The sequence below is a fragment of the Shewanella sp. BC20 genome (assembly GCF_003129585.1).
GTDB classification, from domain to species: Bacteria; Pseudomonadota; Gammaproteobacteria; order Enterobacterales; family Shewanellaceae; genus Shewanella; species Shewanella seohaensis.
Window position 1 is genome coordinate 13,921 of the sequence record NZ_NHRI01000015.1, and the last position, 17,573, is coordinate 31,493.

General features: G+C 46.8%; 17 protein-coding genes. 4 read left to right on the forward strand and 13 right to left on the reverse strand.

Translation table 11 applies throughout. The features are described from left to right. Nucleotides 1–111: 111 nt before the first annotated feature. Nucleotides 112–930 carry a tRNA cyclic N6-threonylcarbamoyladenosine(37) synthase TcdA gene (gene tcdA / locus CBX96_RS15285; RefSeq protein WP_109287283.1) on the reverse strand — a complete coding sequence of 273 codons (819 nt, stop codon included), beginning with the start codon at nt 928–930 and terminating at the stop codon, nt 112–114. 417 nt (nt 931–1,347) lie between these two features. Between tcdA and CBX96_RS15290 the strand changes: the two genes are divergently transcribed. Continuing rightward, complete coding sequence (locus tag CBX96_RS15290) at nt 1,348–2,412, forward strand: porin (RefSeq protein ID WP_109287284.1); 1,065 nt, start codon at nt 1,348–1,350, stop codon at nt 2,410–2,412. 430 nt (nt 2,413–2,842) lie between these two features. Then, the gene (locus CBX96_RS15295; protein WP_086902001.1) at nt 2,843–3,886 is read left to right on the forward strand and encodes a porin; all 1,044 of its coding nucleotides are present in this window, start codon (nt 2,843–2,845) and stop codon (nt 3,884–3,886) included. Between the two features lie 173 nt (nt 3,887–4,059). Here CBX96_RS15295 and parC read toward each other — a convergent pair whose 3' ends face one another. Genes parC through nudF form a run of 7 tightly spaced genes read right to left on the reverse strand, consistent with a single transcriptional unit; the run spans nt 4,060 to nt 12,013 of the window. Beyond that, entirely contained in the window at nt 4,060–6,336 is a 2,277-nt protein-coding gene (gene parC / locus CBX96_RS15300) for a DNA topoisomerase IV subunit A (protein ID WP_109287285.1), read from the reverse strand. Beyond that, nucleotides 6,329–7,504, reverse strand: coding sequence for a sorbosone dehydrogenase family protein (locus tag CBX96_RS15305; RefSeq protein WP_086902000.1), 1,176 nt, complete (start codon nt 7,502–7,504; stop codon nt 6,329–6,331). Before CBX96_RS15305 ends, parC begins: the two co-directional genes overlap by 8 nt. A 52-nt stretch (nt 7,505–7,556) precedes the next feature. After that, the gene (parE, locus tag CBX96_RS15310) at nt 7,557–9,443 is read right to left on the reverse strand and encodes a DNA topoisomerase IV subunit B (RefSeq protein WP_086901999.1); all 1,887 of its coding nucleotides are present in this window, start codon (nt 9,441–9,443) and stop codon (nt 7,557–7,559) included. A gap of 56 nt (nt 9,444–9,499) precedes the next feature. After that, nucleotides 9,500–10,075, reverse strand: a complete 576-nt coding sequence (locus CBX96_RS15315; protein WP_109287286.1) for a YqiA/YcfP family alpha/beta fold hydrolase — start codon at nt 10,073–10,075, stop codon at nt 9,500–9,502. Between the two features lie 26 nt (nt 10,076–10,101). Beyond that, entirely contained in the window at nt 10,102–10,941 is an 840-nt protein-coding gene (cpdA, locus tag CBX96_RS15320) for a 3',5'-cyclic-AMP phosphodiesterase (protein ID WP_011623972.1), read from the reverse strand. Nucleotides 10,942–10,956: 15 nt separating this feature from the next. Further along, on the reverse strand, nt 10,957–11,397 hold the full coding sequence (locus CBX96_RS15325; RefSeq protein ID WP_181382217.1) for a DUF1249 domain-containing protein: 441 nt from the start codon (nt 11,395–11,397) through the stop codon (nt 10,957–10,959). Nucleotides 11,398–11,401: 4 nt separating this feature from the next. Beyond that, a complete protein-coding gene (gene nudF, locus CBX96_RS15330; protein WP_109287288.1) occupies nt 11,402–12,013 on the reverse strand; it encodes an ADP-ribose diphosphatase in 612 nt (203 codons plus the stop codon). A 243-nt stretch (nt 12,014–12,256) separates the two neighbouring features. Between nudF and tolC the strand changes: the two genes are divergently transcribed. Beyond that, a complete protein-coding gene (gene tolC / locus CBX96_RS15335) occupies nt 12,257–13,564 on the forward strand; it encodes an outer membrane channel protein TolC (RefSeq protein ID WP_011623975.1) in 1,308 nt (435 codons plus the stop codon). Nucleotides 13,565–13,636: 72 nt separating this feature from the next. Here the strand turns inward: tolC and CBX96_RS15340 are convergent, their stop codons facing one another. From CBX96_RS15340 to CBX96_RS15350, 3 genes are read right to left on the reverse strand one after another with little or no spacing between them, the layout of a single operon-like run. Further along, entirely contained in the window at nt 13,637–14,374 is a 738-nt protein-coding gene (locus CBX96_RS15340) for a TIGR04219 family outer membrane beta-barrel protein (protein WP_041408875.1), read from the reverse strand. 2 nt (nt 14,375–14,376) lie between these two features. Beyond that, a complete protein-coding gene (locus CBX96_RS15345; RefSeq protein ID WP_011623977.1) occupies nt 14,377–15,345 on the reverse strand; it encodes a DUF2333 family protein in 969 nt (322 codons plus the stop codon). Between the two features lie 11 nt (nt 15,346–15,356). Further along, entirely contained in the window at nt 15,357–15,839 is a 483-nt protein-coding gene (locus CBX96_RS15350) for a copper chaperone PCu(A)C (RefSeq protein ID WP_011623978.1), read from the reverse strand. 34 nt (nt 15,840–15,873) lie between these two features. Here CBX96_RS15350 and CBX96_RS15355 point away from each other — a divergent pair, with 34 nt between their 5' ends. Further along, a complete protein-coding gene (locus CBX96_RS15355; RefSeq protein ID WP_011625227.1) occupies nt 15,874–16,611 on the forward strand; it encodes an enoyl-CoA hydratase-related protein in 738 nt (245 codons plus the stop codon). Nucleotides 16,612–16,750: 139 nt separating this feature from the next. Here the strand turns inward: CBX96_RS15355 and CBX96_RS15360 are convergent, their stop codons facing one another. Both CBX96_RS15360 and CBX96_RS15370 read right to left on the reverse strand, forming a co-directional pair. After that, the gene (locus tag CBX96_RS15360) at nt 16,751–16,951 is read right to left on the reverse strand and encodes a PspC domain-containing protein (protein WP_088211084.1); all 201 of its coding nucleotides are present in this window, start codon (nt 16,949–16,951) and stop codon (nt 16,751–16,753) included. A gap of 145 nt (nt 16,952–17,096) precedes the next feature. After that, on the reverse strand, nt 17,097–17,390 hold the full coding sequence (locus CBX96_RS15370) for a hypothetical protein (RefSeq protein WP_011623981.1): 294 nt from the start codon (nt 17,388–17,390) through the stop codon (nt 17,097–17,099). Nucleotides 17,391–17,573 lie beyond the last annotated feature (183 nt).

Consider the following 17,573-nt stretch of genomic DNA (forward strand, 5'->3'; position numbering starts at 1 on the left):
CACGAGTTGAAGGCGAGTAAAGCAAACACTGGTGCCACTAAACAAAAATCCACAGCAATGGCTGTGGATTTTTGTTGTTAAAGATGAGTATTTATCTTATTGATTCACCGCTTATTCGCTCGCAGTTGGTTCATTTGCAATTTGAGCGAGCCTAGCAAGTACCCGGCTGGCCGCCACAAAGCCAAAAGTCCCAGTCACCATAGTGACGGCGCCAAAGCCAGAGGCACAATCCATACGCATAGAACCATCGGCCGTCGCTTTACTGCTACACACAGAACCATCGGCTTGGGGATAAACTAATTGCTCGCTGGAAAACACTGCATCGACGGCAAAACGGCGCTGCACATTTTTGGAAAAGTTATATTCGCGGCGCAAAATATTACGCACTTTGGCCAGTAAAGGATCTTGGTAGGTTTTAGCCAGATCGGTAAGCTGGATCTGTGTTGGATCGGTTTGACCGCCCGCGCCGCCAACGGTCACAATCTTAATTTTTTGACGTTTACACCAAGCAATCAGCGCCGCCTTTTGCTTAACCGCATCAATACAATCCACTACATAATCAATATTGCCACCCGCCTTGGCCCCAAGCAAATATTCGCCAAGGTTATCGACCGTAATAAAGTCTTCCACTTCATTGACTTGACAATCGGGATTGATCGCACGGATCCGCTGCGCCATCACAGCCACTTTAGACTCGCCAATCGTCGATGACAGAGCATGAATTTGACGGTTGGTGTTTGTTACGCAGATATCATCCAAATCAATCAGGGTAATTTGGCCAATACCACTGCGTGCCAACGCCTCCGCCGCCCATGTGCCAACGCCGCCAATGCCAATCACCACCACATGGGAGGCGGCAAATTTAGCGAGCGCCTTTTGCCCGTACAAGCGGCCAATGCCACCAAAGCGATTCTGATAGGCTTCAGTCATCAATACTTACCTTATATCTAACTAACAATGGCCGCCCTTAGAGGATGTGAAAGACAATCTACAGCAGCGTAACGCAATAAAAATGCGCCGTGGATTTTATACGATTTGGACCAAAAACCGAAATCTATCTCGACCTAGGTTTGCCAAGTTGCACTCAGATACAAAAGTGCGGCAAATGTAGTCATTGGCACTTTCCTGAATCATAGGCTCATATATTAGGTAAACTCAGATTAAAAGTTCGTTTTAACCTTGTAAAACATAGTGTTAAAAACAGAGCTATTTCAACATCAAGTGATCAGGATCACATTTTTAATTCGTTTGCCTGTCACACTGCGCAGCACCAAAGCTCCACACTCCGCAGTAAAAAGAGATAACTCTTGCTGCATAAAATAATGATATAAGTACAGGAAAATGAAGATGAAAAAGAATCTGCTCACTACAGCGATTGCCGCTAGTCTCGCATTTTGCTCATTTAACTCCCTAGCCGATGGCCCAGAATTTTACGGCCATGTTGACCTGAGTATCACCGACTCAGAAAAAGGTTACGCCGCTCAAAATCAGAAAGATGGCACAGTACTCGAAAACAACTTTTCTTGGGTGGGTGTCAAAGGCTCTGAAAGCGTAAGCCCTTACTTTGATATCATCTATCAAATGGAATTTGGCGTAGAAAACTTTGATAACTCGAATAAAACCTTCAATGCACGTAATACCTTCCTCGGGGTGAGAAGCGTAGCGGGTACCGTTTTAGCGGGCCGTAACGATACGGTATTTAAAGCGTCTGAAGGCGGTTTTGATTTGTTCGGCAACACCAACGCCGACATCGACCTGTTATTGGCAGGCCAAACACGCTCAGCCGATGGCATTTCCTATTATTCCCCTAAGATCGCCGATCTTGTCACCCTTAACGCCACCTATCTGATGAGCGACAACTACGATCAACGCGATAGCCAAGGCAACGAAGTTTATAGCCAAGATCAAATGTATGCCTTAAGCGCCACTTTAGGCGACAAGACCTTTAAAACCCATAATTACTATGTTGCGGCGGCCTATAACGATGGCATCGAAAATATCGAAGCCTACCGTGGTGTTGCCCAAGCAAAATTTGGCGATTTCCTCTTTGGTGCCATTTATCAGCACAGCGAGCATATTGACGACAGATTCTCAAATCTCTCGGGTGAGACCTATTTTGTGAATGCTGCTTATCTAATGGATGATTTGAAATTCAAGCTGGTTTACGGTAAAGATGACTCTGGTTTAGGTAAATATGTCAGCCGTTTTGTCGGCAGCCAAGACAGCGGTAACCTCGAACAAGTGAGTGATGTCGACCTTCAACAGCTCACAGTAGGCGCAGATTACCGACTTAGCACTAAGACTATGGTCTATGGTCACTACACTCGCTTCGACGGCGACCTTATGCTAGCAGGTACAAAACAAGACCTAGACGACAATGTGTTTACTGTAGGTTTACGTATTGATTTTTAATAGTATTATTCTAATTCGAAACAGATAATATTTGATAAAAAAGCGGCTTTGGCCGCTTTTTTATTGTATCTCGTACTAAATAGCATTCTCCCGCCCCATTTATGACAAACTTGCGACAACATTAGTATATGCTACAGTTAGCCTCGCCGACTCACTTAAGCTACAGCGCTTTACCTACCTCTTTAGTAGTAAGTGAAAAATACTGTTTTACCACTTTCATTCCAATTTGCGGTTGAGATATAAGGAAATATCCTAAAAAACCCCGAATATGGACAAGGAGAGCCAAAAACATGATCTGCAACACAGCCTGCAAGTCGTAAAACTGTAAAAATCGGCGGCAACTTTGTTACCGATTCCAGTAACAAATGTGTTAAACCACACAAAAACCATGAAAAATGGATAAGAACTTAGGTTCGAGGGAGCACAAAACATGAAAAAGACATTCATCTCTGCATCAGTTGCATCAGTATTAGCGCTGGCTTCATTCGGTGCGCTAGCCGAAGGCCCAAGCTTCTACGGTCGTTTAGAGCTTGCTGTAACTAATACTGAAACAGGTGCAACTCTACAATCTGGCACAAACGGTGTTGATTTAGGTGAAAGCGGCACTTACTTAGAAAACAACTTCTCTTTATTAGGTGTTAAAGGTACTGAGAAGATTGCTGATGGCTATGACGTTGTTTATCAAATGGAATTCCAAGTTGAAAACACTTCTGGCTCAGGTGACGTGTTCAAAGCTCGTAACACTTACTTAGGTTTAAAAACCAATGCAGGTACTGTATTAGTCGGTCGTAACGACACAGTATTCAAGCAAGCTGAAGGCGGCGTAGATATTTTCGGTAACACCAACGCGGATATCGACCGTTTAGTTAGCGCTCAAACTCGTAGCGCTGACGGTGTTTGGTACTACTCTCCAAAAATCGCTAACTTAGTGACGTTAAACGCAACTTACCTGTTCGACGATAACGACACTACAGCTAAAACTAACGAAAGCTTATACGCTCTGAGCGCGACTCTGGGTGATAGCAAGTTCAAAGAACAAAACTACTACGTAGCTGTTGCTTACAACAAAGGTATCGATGCAGTTGATGCATACCGTGGTGTAGCTCAAGTTAAATTAGGTCAGTTCAAACTCGGTGGTTTATTCCAAAACTCTGAAAAAGTAACTGATAGCGCTATCGATGGTAACACTTACTTCGTGAACGTATCTTACGATCTGAACGGTGTGAATCTGAAAGCTGAATACGGCTACGATGAAGCTGGTTTCGGTAAATACTACAAAGCATTAGGTCAAGCTGGCGCCGATGATATCAGCGTACAAAACGTTAACCTTGGTGCTGACTACCGCTTATCTAAATCAACTATGGTGTATGGCCAGTACTCAATGTACAAAGGCGACTACAAAGACACTACTGGTGCTAAGTTTGACTTAGAAGACGACAACGTATTCTCTGTAGGTGTACGTTACGACTTCTAATATCCTTCTTAAAAGATATTAGCGAAAAAAACCTACCGCTTGCGGTAGGTTTTTTTATACCTCAAATTCAGTACAAAGTGCCGAGTGATTGTCATAAAAAAGCCACTCAAGTGACACTTGAGTGGCTTTGATTAACTTGTTACGACTAACTCTTACGCAAGCTCAAATGACCGTTAAATGCTAGGTAAAACCTCTGCACCTTCGCCTAATTCAACGCTATCAACACGTTGTAACCCGCGCGGTAACTTGGCGCCGCGGCGGCCACGTTCACCCCGATAATGCTCTAAATCGCTCGGTTTTAAGGTGAGTTTACGCTTACCTGCCCATAGGGTGACCGAAGTGTCAGCTGGCACAAGTTGTAAGTGGGTCATCAGCTCTTCACGATTCTTAGCGCGCTCACTCGGAATACCGATAATCTTGTTACCCTTACCCTTAGACAACTGTGGCAATGCTTCCAATGAAAACAGTAACATACGCCCTTCATTGGTGATGGCAAGAATCGACATCTCGCGATTGCGGTCAATCGCTCTCGGCGGCAAAGACTTGGCATTCGGCGGTAAGCTTAACAGGGCTTTACCCGCCTTGTTACGTGACACCATATCGTTGTAAGTACAGATAAAACCGTAACCTGCATCGGTGGCGAGCAGGAAACATTGCTCGTCTTCACCCAAAATCACATGCTGCATGGTTTCACCCGGCGCCATATTAAAGCGCGTGGTGATGGGCTCGCCTTGGCTTCTCGCCGATGGCAGGCTGTGACTGTCGGTCGCAAAGGCGCGGCCAGATGAATCAATAAATACCGCCGCCTGATTACTGCGTCCCATCGCACTGCATAGATATTGATCCCCCGCCTTATAGGACAAAGACTCGGCATCGATATCATGGCCCTTAGCGCAACGCACCCAGCCTTTTTCAGATAACACCACAGTCACTGGCTCGCTCGGCGTCAGCTCCTGCTCGGTTAAGGCGCGGGACTCATGGCGCTCAACAATCGGTGAGCGGCGATCGTCGCCATAGGTTTCGCCATCTTGAATTAATTCTTTCTTGATCAAGGTTTTTAAGCGGCGATCAGAGCTTAATAACTGCTCTAATTTGTCACGCTCGGCTTCAAGCTCATTCTGCTCAGCCTTGATTTTAAACTCTTCTAACTTGGCTAAATGACGTAATTTTAACTCGAGGATGGCTTCGGCTTGCCTATCCGTCAGGTTAAAGCGCGCCATTAACTCGGCCTTTGGCTCATCGTGGAAGCGAATGATTTCAATCACTTCATCGATATTGAGGAAAGCTATCATCAAGGCTTCGAGGATATGTAACCTTGCTAAGACTTTATCGAGGCGATACTCGAGACGACGCCTTACGGTATCGACACGGAACTCTAACCATTCGGTTAATAGCTCTTTTAATCCTTTGACGCGTGGACGACCATCTAGGCCTAAGACGTTCAGGTTTACCCTAAAGCTTTTCTCAAGATCGGTGGTCGCAAATAAGTGCGCCATCAGTTGATCGCAATCGACGCGATTTGAACGCGGCACCACCACCAGTCGCACAGGGTTTTCGTGGTCAGACTCATCACGTAAGTCCGCCACCATAGGCAGCTTTTTCGCCTGCATCTGGGCGGCGATTTGCTCTAAAATTTTGCCGCTACTGGCTTGGTGCGGCAGCGCGGTGATCACAATCTCACCGGCATCGACGCTATACACGGCGCGGGCTTTTAAGGAGCCGCGACCCGTTTCATAGACTTTGGCAATGTCGGCAGACGGGGTGATGATCTCAGCTTCAGTCGGATAATCAGGCCCTGGCACGTAGCCCATCAACTGCTCCAGCTCCAGTTTAGGCTCATCAAGCAAGGCCACGCAGGCATTGACTAACTCTCTAGCGTTATGGGGCGGAATATCCGTTGCCATACCGACAGCGATACCCGTGATGCCATTGAGTAAAATATGCGGTAAACGTGCGGGCAGCACTTTAGGTTCTTTCAAGGTGCCATCGAAGTTAGCGCCCCACTCGACCGTACCTTGTCCCAGCTCAGACAATAATACTTCGGAGAACTTAGACAGGCGCGCCTCGGTATAACGCATCGCGGCGAAGGACTTAGGATCGTCTGGCGCACCCCAGTTGCCTTGACCATCGACTAGCGGATAACGGTAAGAAAATGGCTGCGCCATCAGCACCATAGCCTCATAACACGCACTGTCGCCATGGGGATGGTACTTACCGAGTACGTCACCGACGGTACGGGCTGATTTTTTATGTTTTGACTGAGCCGATAACCCTAGCTCACTCATGGCATAAATAATCCGCCGCTGCACCGGCTTAAGCCCGTCACCGATATGGGGCAAGGCTCGGTCCATGATGACGTACATGGAATAGTTCAGATAAGCTTCTTCGGTAAAGCGCCGCAGGGGCATCTGCTCTACGCCATCTAAGCTTAACTTGATCGCGTCACTCATTTTCTTCTAGTTCCTGTGGTTCTTCAGTATTATCGCCATCCTTATAGAACAGCCGATACAGGTTACCTTTCAAATCATCCGAGATGTACATTGCGCCATCTTCCCCCGATAACAAAGCATAGGGACGGGCAACGGGAAACTCGCCATCAAGAAAACTCACGACGGTTTCGCGGCTGACAACTTGCTCATTCTCGAGTTTCAACATGACGATCTGATAACCCACTTTGCTTGAACGGTTCCAAGAACCATTTTCAGCAACAAACAATTGATTATGGTAGATCTCAGGGAATTGCTTACCGCGGTAAAACGCGAGGCCAGTCGGTGCAACATGGGCCGGCAGTTCATACACTGGGACGGTAATTTTTAAATTTTTAGGTTTTTCGTAGGCAGGCTCGACCACGGACGAAGCGTGCAAATACGGGAAACCATAATGGCTGCCAATCACATCGACTCGGTTGATTTCATCGGGTGGTAAATTATCCCCCATCCAATCACGACCTTGGTCGGCAAACCATAACTTGCCATCTTGGGGAGACCAGTCAAATCCGGTCGCATCACGCACACCGAGAGCGATCTGCTCACTTGCTCCAGTATCGACATTAATCGCAATTATGCTGCTGTAGGGCGCACTCGCCTCACACACGTTGCACGGGGCACCGATGGAAACATACAAGCGGCCATCGGGGCCAAAATTCATCGCGCGGGCACTTTTCTTATCAGATTCTGGCAGATCGCTGTAGATCTCTTTTGGACGAGTCGGACGGCGCAGGCGCTGCTCGATATCAATAAAACGTACGATACGGTTTTCGGTTGCAACAAAAAGATCGCCATTATGGAAGGCTATCGCGTCGGGGGATTCGAGCCCTTTCGCAATCACATAACGTTTATCCACACGACCATCTTGGTTGCTATCAACGAGCGCATGGACTGTGCCACTCTTATTGGAACCCACAAATAGCGTGCCATTTGAGCCCATGGCAATCTGTTTTGCATCCCCGAGATCGGAGGCATAAAGGGATAAACCAAATCCCTTCGACACGGTAATCATGATCGACTGAGACCCCGCTATCGCTGTCTGACTTGTTAATAACGCCAGACTCGCCAGTAGGGTCCCGAAGGCAGAGAACACCCTTAAATATTTATAATTATTAGTTTTTATATACAACATGGTAATTTTCTTTATGCCTAAGTTTTATTGTTATCGGCAATAGTGCACAACATTAAAGTACCGCCATGTCACCCTTATCCTCGAGCCAAGTTTTACGATCCGGCGAACGTTTCTTAGCCAGCAACATATCCATCAGTGAATCAGTTTCTTCTACATCATCAATGGTTAACTGAACTAAACGGCGAGTGTTTGGATCCATAGTCGTTTCACGCAATTGCAGCGGGTTCATCTCACCCAGACCTTTAAAGCGTGTAACTTGGACCTTACCCTTTTTATTCTCGGCAGTAATACGGTCGAGAATACCTTCTTTTTCAGCCTCATCTAAGGCGTAGTAAACATCCTTACCTATATCGATACGGAACAGCGGTGGCATAGCGATATATACATGGCCCTGTTCGACCAGCACTCGGTAATGTTTCAGAAACAGAGCGCAGAGTAAAGTTGCAATATGTAGCCCGTCGGAGTCCGCGTCGGCGAGAATACAAATCTTGCCGTATCTTAACTCGGAGATATCGTTGCTGTCGGGATCGCAACCAATCGCCACCGAGATATCATGCACTTCCTGCGAAGCCAACACCTGCGAGGCATCGACCTCCCAAGTGTTTAGGATTTTACCACGCAGCGGCATAATGGCTTGGAACTCACGGTCACGCGCCTGTTTGGCACTGCCGCCCGCAGAATCCCCTTCCACTAAGAAGAGTTCGCCGCGCATTGGATCTTGGCCGCTACAGTCGGTCAATTTACCCGGTAATGCCGGGCCAGAAGTGACTTTTTTACGGGCGACTTTTTTCGCGGCTTTTAAGCGGCGCTGGGCGTTGTTGATACACATTTCCGCCAGCGACTCGGCCAATTCGGTATTCGAGTTTAACCACAATGAAAACGCGTCACGCACAATGCCAGAAACAAAGGCCGAGCTTTGACGGCTCGAGAGTTTCTCTTTGGTTTGGCCAGCAAATTGCGGATCTTGCATCTTCACCGAGAGAATGAAGGCAGCGCGATCCCAAATATCCTCAGGCGACAACTTGATACCGCGGGGGATCAGATTGCGAAACTCGCAAAACTCGCGCATCGATTCCAGCAAACCTTGGCGGAATCCATTCACGTGGGTTCCACCCAATGGCGTTGGGATCAAGTTAACATAGCTTTCGTTAATCGCATCGCCACCTTCAGGCAGCCAAGTAATCGCCCAATCCGCGGCTTCAATTTGTCCTTTAAAGCTGCCGATAAAAGGCTCTTCTGGCAGCATGAGGTTATCGCCAACCGCCGCCTTGAGATAATCCGTTAAACCACTCTCGTAGTACCACTCATGGACTTCGTTGGTGTGTTTATTGGTAAATTTGATCCTCAGGCCCGGGCACAACACTGCCTTAGCGCGCAGCAAATAGATGAGTTTGGAGTTGGAGAAATTTGCCGAATCAAAATAGCTGGCGTCGGGCCAGAAATGTACTCGAGTACCAGTATTGCGACGACCACAAGTACCAGTGACTTTTAACTCTTCAACCTTAAAGCCATTTTCAAAAGCAATATCATACACTTGGCCATCACGGCGTACCGTCACTTCGACGCGACGAGACAGGGCGTTAACCACCGAAATCCCCACACCGTGCAAACCACCGGAGAATTGGTAATTCTTATTCGAAAATTTACCGCCCGCATGCAGTTTAGTGAGGATAAGCTCGACCCCAGGAATGCCTTCTTCAGGGTGAATATCTACCGGCATCCCCCGACCATCGTCGGTGACTTCCAGAGAGTTATCGGTATGGAGCACAACTTCGATTTTAGTGGCGTGGCCCGCTAAAGCCTCGTCCACACTGTTATCTATGACCTCTTGGCCTAAGTGGTTAGGTCGGGTGGTATCGGTATACATACCTGGACGGCGTTTAACTGGGTCGAGTCCGTTAAGAACTTCAATGGCGTCAGAGGTGTATTGATTCGTCATAGTGTACGCTATAAGTTGTTATATCCGGCCATGTTGCGGCTCTGGATGACTATTTGTCAAGGTAAGTGTAAAAATTGGCTTACAGTTTGCAGATATCGCTCATAACCCACAAAACTGTGATCGCCACCGGCTTCGATCCGTAATTGGCAATGGTGATACTTATGCAGTGTTTCACGATAATCCAGCACTTCATCGCCCGTTTGCAATAGTACCAAAAAACGATCGGGATTGCGGATAACAGCCGTATTAAATTCAGCCACTTCCTGCTTATGCTCCGGCAATACCTGATAATGCTCTTCGGTATAAGGGTTAAATTGCGGCCCCATAAACTCATCAAACAGCTCAAAGGGCTTGACGGCCGGATTAACCAACACAGCGCGGCCACCATAGTGTTCTGCCAAGTAACTCGCAAAATATCCCCCCAAGGATGAGCCAATATAGCTCAGTGGCTCGCCCGCTTGCTTGGCAGCCTCAACATATTGCAGTAGCAAGGCCATGGCGGCCTTGGGAGTATTGGGTAATTGCGGTTGATGGAATACTAAGGAAGGGTGATGCTCGGCCATATATTGCGCCGTCATCACCGCTTTATCGGAGAAAGGTGAACTGTTGAATCCGTGAATATAGAGCAGCATAGTTCCTCAAGCTGCGGTCACTCGCGTTAATAACCGCTGGAATCTTTATCGGGGGAAAACAGATTTCCCGGCACGCGATACACATTAGTGCAGATGCTACCATCGGCCTTCAGCTCCAGCAAACGATAACCGGGTTGCAGTCCATCGAGGGCAAAATAAGGCGATTGCGGTTTAAACTGAATACAAGTGGAAGGCGTTGCCATTAATTGCAGCGCGCCATGGGGACCATCGTAATCGGTATCCAACTGTTGATGCACATGTCCCCAGAGTAACCCTTTAACCTGCGGGTATTGGGCGACACGTCTGAGAAACTCAGTGCCATTATCCATGCAATGTTGGTCTAACCACGCGCAATTCACCAAAATAGGGTTGTGGTGCATCACCAGTAAGGTATGGCGGTCTGGATGTGCGGCTATGGCCTGTTCAATGAGTTCGAATTGACTCTCGGCCATATTGCCGCCGGGCTTTCCCCGAACGGTGGAGTCCAGCATCAAGATTTGCCATTTTCCGACCAAGATACGCTGCTGACCGAAAATCCGCTCACCCTGCATATGCAAAAACATAATCCGCGGATCATCATGATTACCCGGAAGATAATGGCAAGGTAAATTGAGTGGCGCCACAGCGGCCACGAATTGACGATAGGATTCGGGGGAATAATCTTGGCTTAAATCGCCCGTGGCTAACATCAGATGCGCTGGATAGTCGACAGCACGAATCGTATTAAGCACAGCAGCAAAACTTTTACTGGTGTTGACCCCTAATAACTGAGCCTCAGGATCGGCAAAAAGGTGCGGATCAGTGACTTGCACTATGCGCACACTTTCTTCTTCAGCTATGGAGTAAGAGACTGCCTCTTTCAGCACATTGAATACCCAATTCTAAGACTGACACACCAAACGTTGTTGGCTGCCAATCTTCAATAACTCCCCCAGGAATGCATTAACCTGGTACTTTTCATCGCTATGATACATGCGTAAATTGGGATAATCATACACTGGGCGCAATTGGTAAATCTGTTGACCAGTTAACACTTCTGCTAATTTAGCATCATGATAAATTCTAACTAACACCTTGGGAGTATTAATAAACTCCATGATTTTAACTGGTCGTGAGATCTCAACTAATTGAGTATATTTGGTATTTTCTAAAATACGGATTACTAATACACCCGCTTCACCTTCAAGTTGCCAAGACTGCCCCACCTCAATATCGAGCGGTAACCACTTCTGCATATAGCCGTAGTTACGCCCGCATAGCGCTAAAAAGTCGCTCACGTTAGGTTGGTAGCGCGGTTTTCGGTGCGATGTTGAAGTAGCCAAACCTTTATCCAACTTTAACCAGTTGCTGATAGTTTAATTGCAACCACTGCAATCCAATTACGGTCGAAGCATTGTCTATTGCCCCGTTGACGACCTCATTATAGGCATCCTCACGGTCTAACACATGCAATCGAATATCTTCGTGTTCGTCAGCTAATCCGTGCAGACCTTGCGCCTGGGATGAATCCACCTCGGCCCAATAGAAATAGAAACGTTCCGTACTGCCACCTGGACTTGCCAAATAACTATTCACAAAATGCATATTGCGAGCGGTTAAGCCTGTTTCTTCGAGCAGTTCGCGGTGTGCGACATCCTGTGGCGTTTCGTCGGGCGCAATCATACCCGCGACCAACTCCATTAGCCAAGGAGATTTAGAGGTCGCTAATGCAGGAAAACGAATTTGTTCAATCAAAACAATCTTGTCACGCGCGACATCATAGGGAAGAACCACCACGGCATGGCCGCGTTCAAACACTTCACGGGTCACAGGTTGGCTCCAACCACCGGCAAAAAGCTTATGCTTGAAAGTAAACTGCTCCAAGGCAAAAAAGCCCTGATACAGCGACTTTTTCTCAAGAATTTCAACATCTGTTTTCGAAAAACCAGCAGGCTTCATATTTCAATCCTTAACTGTTAAATTTTCGCCTATTATCAAGGCAATTTGGCGCATTTTTAAAATAAAATCTGTTACACTTCGCAGTTGACTTGAACGTGTGGGAGTTTTTAGACTCTACGACATTAAGTTTTAGCTGTATCGGGAAGCGTCGGGAAGCGCAAACCGCCTTGGTAAAGGCATTACTTAGTCTAAACGAAGTTACATATTTCTCCTTTTGGAGAATTTGTCTAATAAGGACAGCAAATGAAATTTAAGATCCGTTCTCTATGCGCAGCATTGACTCTCGCGGCTTCCGCTCAAGCGGTTCAAGCAGATGATTTACTGCAAATATATCAACAAGCACTGACGAGCGACCCGCTAGTATTACAAGCACAAGCTCAACGTAATGCCTTGTTTGAAAAGATCGAACAAAACCGTGCACCACTGTTACCGACAATCAGCGCTAACGTAGGTTATGACAAAGCATGGAATGATCCTAAGAGCGATACCAGTGGATTAACCGGTAGCCTAAAGCTGAACCAAGTGATCTATGATCACAGCGCTTGGGTTGGTTTAAGTCTGGCCGAAAAAGCCGCTTCTCAAGCCGATTCAAACTACGCTTCTGCCCTGCAAAATTTAATCACTCGTGTGACTAAAGCCTACTTTGATGTGTTAACGGCGAAAGATAACTACGAGTTCCAAGGCGCAGAGAAACGTGCGATTGAACGTCAACTCGAGCAGACTAAACAACGTTTTGCCGTAGGTTTAACTGCAATTACCGACGTACATGAAGCGCAAGCTCAGTATGACTTAGCCTCGGCTACTGAAATTTTGGCTGAAAACACGTTAGCCAACAGCTACGAAGCCCTGCGTGAAATCACAGGTATCGATCACAAGACCATTAACGTGCTCGACACCAACCGTTTCTCCGCGGTAACACCAGCACCTACCTCATCGAGCGAGTGGCTAAAGATTGCTGAAACCAACAGCGTCGATCTAATGACTCAACGCATCGGTAAAGATATCGCCCAAGAGACCATCAGCCTATACAAAGCGGGCCACATGCCATCTCTTAGCCTAAACGCTGGCTATAACAAAGGGTTAGAGCAAAAAACAGGTGACGTGAATGAGCCTGATTTTGACAATGTGAACGTTGGTGTGAACTTAAGCATTCCTATTTTCGAAGGCTTTAAAGTTACCTCACAGGTCAAAGAAGCACAATTCCAATACGTGGAAGCAAGCGAGAAGTTAGAGCAAACCTACCGTAGTGTGGTGAAAAACGTTCGTAACAACTACAACAACGTAGGCGCTTCTATCAGCTCAATCCGTGCTTATGAGCAGTCAGTGATTTCATCTGAAAGTGCGTTAAAGGCTACACAAGCGGGCTTCGAAGTCGGTACTCGTACTATTGTTGACGTACTGAACCGTACCCGTGACCTGTACGACTCAAAACGTAAATTGTCGGATGCCCGCTATAGCTACATCAACTCAATTATTGCGTTGAAACAAGCTGCAGGCACCTTAAATGAAGACGATGTTATCTCTATCAACAACGGTCTAAAAGCCGAATAAGATAGCGATACATCCCATAAAAAAACCGCCTAAATGGCGGTTTTTTTATGGCTGATTCATTAGCGTTAACGCTTAGAAATCAATTTCTACACCCGCGAAATAACCGTCAAACTTAGTATCGGCGCTGATGCCAGAGAAATTATTCACATCAAAGGCAAACTCACGGTAACCAACGCGCACACGGGTATCCACAGCCACACCGTCAAACTCCCAGCCTAAGCCGATGGCATAGTCATGTACGTTAGACTCGTTTACCCCAAGCATTAAATCCGCAAAACCGAATAAACCTAGGCCAGGCATGCTCACGTGTGTGCTGGCATAACCCATCACAATGCCGCTATCGACATCTTTCTCTTCAGGATGGCCAGCGTCTTGAACGCGCAGAGAGCCGTTCATCAGCTTGTAGGCGGCACCGAGATCCAAAGACAGAATGTCGTTATCCAGCAACTCGTAATACAGCACAAAATCGGTATTGCTCAGATCGGTATAGCTGGTCACATTGCCAGTAAAATCATGACCATTGAAGGTAAAGTCTGCATTCGTGAGACTGCCCTTCTGATCTAAGCTATTTTCACGAATTTTAAGATTCGGGATAAATGGCAGCGGATGCTCAACCGCAACCCAATAGCTACCTTGTGCCGATGAGCTGTAGTCAAAACCTTGTTGTGGTTGACCTTTGTCGGCAAAAGTACCGCTGGTATCGGCGCGCCAGTAATCACCACCAATTTTGAATCCAACCACAGTAGCCGCTTGGGCAGAAGTGGCCATTAAGCATCCTAATACCGCACTGGCGAGGAGTGTTTTTTTCATAATTAACCTTGAGATAGCAAGTTCGTTAAATCAATCACCGCGGCATTCGCACGGGACACATAGTTAGCCATAACCAATGAATGATTAGCGACTAGACCGAAACCACTGCCATTAAGTACCACAGGGCTCCAAACCGTTTGTTGAGTTGCCTCCAGCTCACGAATGATCTGTTTCAGGCTGACCTCAGCATTTTTCTTTTTCAATACGTCAGCAAAGTCGACCTCGACTGCACGCATAAAATTCAGCAGTGCCCACGAGGCACCACGGCTCTCATAGAACACATCATCGATTTTCCACCAGCTGGTTTTCACCTGATGGCTGGCTAAATTCGGAGTCGATTGGCGCGCAGCATTGTCGCCGGCTAAATCGGTATTTAATCGCTCCTGCCCAACACTCGCCGATAAACGTTGAGACATGCTACCTAAACGTTTTTGGACTTCTTTGAGCCACTCGTTGAGGTTGTCGGCACGGGCGTAAAACTGAGCATCCTGATTATTTGGATCCATCATACGCGCGCGATATAGCTTGAGCAGCTTAACGCCATCGCGGTACTCGCTCTCGGCGCTTGGCACTAACCAGCTGGTATGGTCGATGTTCAGCTTAGCCTGCGCTTCACTTAGATCCTTATCCGCAGCAGATTGAGACTGGGAGCGGCTAAACTCTTTACGCATAATCAGTGCTAAATCACGAACTTGCTCTAAAGCGCCGTACTCAAACGCGGGCATGTTATCCATAAAAATTGAAGGGGGCATCACATCGTTTGATAACCAACCACCCTGCTTATCCAGCAATGTTTCAACGGTCAGGATCAACGACGTGGTGGTGGCATAACCCACGACATTCTTCTCTGTGGCCGTCAGCTGTTGTGGAGTCAGGGTATCAGGTTCGATACTCCACCACACACTCACTAGATAACCAATTAAAACAACAAATAAACCAACTCCGGTGACCTTCTTCCATGTTATTTGCATCAAGTGACTCCTTAATGATGGTGATGATGCTCATGTTCAGCAGCATTCTCGGCCTGCTTAGCAACAGGTAATGTAATCGTTAGATTCTCGCCATCGTCAAACGCTAACTGCAGTTTAACTTGCTGATCTAGGGCTAATGGGGCTTTGAGTCCGATGAGCATCACATGCTCTCCAGACGGCGAGAGGGTTAATTTTCCGTGGGAGGGAATATCGAAACCTTCAACATGGCGCATCTTTACCATGCCTTGTTCTTCGATGATGGTATGTAATTGTGCTTCCTTCGCGACCTCAGTCGTCACTCCGGTGAGGCGAACCGTTTTATCGCTATGGTTCTCCAGCGTAAAGTAAGCGGCGGTATTTGGTACTGTATCAGGCATTGCACGGACATGACCTTCGGTCATCACTACGTTCGCGAAAACAGAAAATGAAGCACAGGATAATGCGACAAAATTAAACATCTGTTTGAATATCGGTTTCAATGTCTTAAACTCCATGTCTACCCAATGTCGTCGTAAAGGAAAACAACCCATGAGTCATATACAGGTTCGGGATGATCAGGGCGTTCGTATTATCAGCTTTAATCGCCCAGATAAACGCAATGCACTTGATCTTAATATGTATAAACAACTGACAGAATACCTGATCGAAGGTGAAGCAGACAACGACATTCGTGCCTTTATGCTCCATGGCGAAGATAATTGTTTCACCTCGGGCAATGATGTTGCTGACTTTTTGAAAAATAGTGACTTAGGTCCAAATCATCCTGCAGTGCGCTTCCTATTTTGCCTATTGGAACTCAAAAAACCGCTGGTTGCCGCCGTTTCTGGTGCCGCCGTTGGCATAGGCACAACGGTACTGCTTCACTGTGATTTGGTCTATGCCGACAACACGGCTAAATTTCAACTGCCCTTCGTGAATTTGGCCCTAGTGCCCGAGGCTGGCGCAAGCTTACTCTTACCCGAATTGGTGGGTTATCAAAAGGCGGCGGAGCTCTTGCTGCTCGGCGAAAGTTTTGATGCAAATACTGCACACAGACTGAATATCATTAACGATGTGATCGCCCAAGAAGAGTTACTCGGTTACGCCCTGAGTCAGGCCAAGAAATTGGCGAATCAGCCACCGCAAGCACTGCAAATCACCCGTCAGTTGATGCGACCACATAAAAACCGCGTGCAACACCAGATGCATCAAGAATTAGAACAATTTAGTGCAAGACTCAAAAGCGATGAAGCAAAAGCCAGATTTCAGGCTTTTCTTAAAAAGTGATGCTCACTTAAACAGTGTTCACTATTGGCATGAGGGTCGATGCGCCCTCTTGTTGATAGCATCCCGCTAAAGACTGTGTCCATAAACTTGCATCGGCAATTCCATTCACGTCCCCAAATTGGGGGAGTAAAAACGTGGGTTAAATTGGTCTTTTCCATTGGTTCACAAGTAAGGCCAACACAAAGTAAACCAGCAGGCTCACACCCGGCATAAACAGAATCGCACCGGCCCACACGACACGAGTCCAAAAACAGGACCAACCAAACTGCCACGCCATACCGGAGGCAACACCGCAGACTAAACGTTCTGAATTGTCCATTCGCATTTGCGCTCGTTTCATTTTGAACTCCAATCGATGAATAACTTATTTATCGCTGACACTGTGCCACTGAAACCAGCAGATAATTCCTGAAAACAACGCGAGGCTAATCACTGGTAGCAGTAGCAGAGTCATAAGAGGTGCTACAAACCACATAGGCAGCTCCTTACTTGTTTGCGCTGTATTCGCCTGAGGTGACAGACTCACCTTGGTTATCGGCGCTCAGTGTTAGCTGGCTATTGAAGTCATAGATACTTTCAGCTAATTGTGTTTGCAGTGATAACACCAGTTCACGCTTAGTGTTAACCAACAACTCCTGCGCTTGGGTGCTCAGCGTTTGCTCGATGGCGCCCACTACATCAGATACAGGTGCTGCTTCGGCGTGTACAGAAACACTCGCCATTAATGCACCAAATAACACACTCGCTTGAACTGATTTTTTAACGTTTGAAGTAAACATGATGTCGTCCCTTTCCGATTGATTAACTTGACATAGGGACTATTACAAAGGGCGTGCCAACTTGTTAAATTATACTTAACACACTAATTTAATTAGATTTAAAAATTTATTTTAAGCTAAAACGAGATAAGAGGGATATTTAGGAAAGGTAAAGTGGTGAAAAATACTACAAGCATTAGTCAA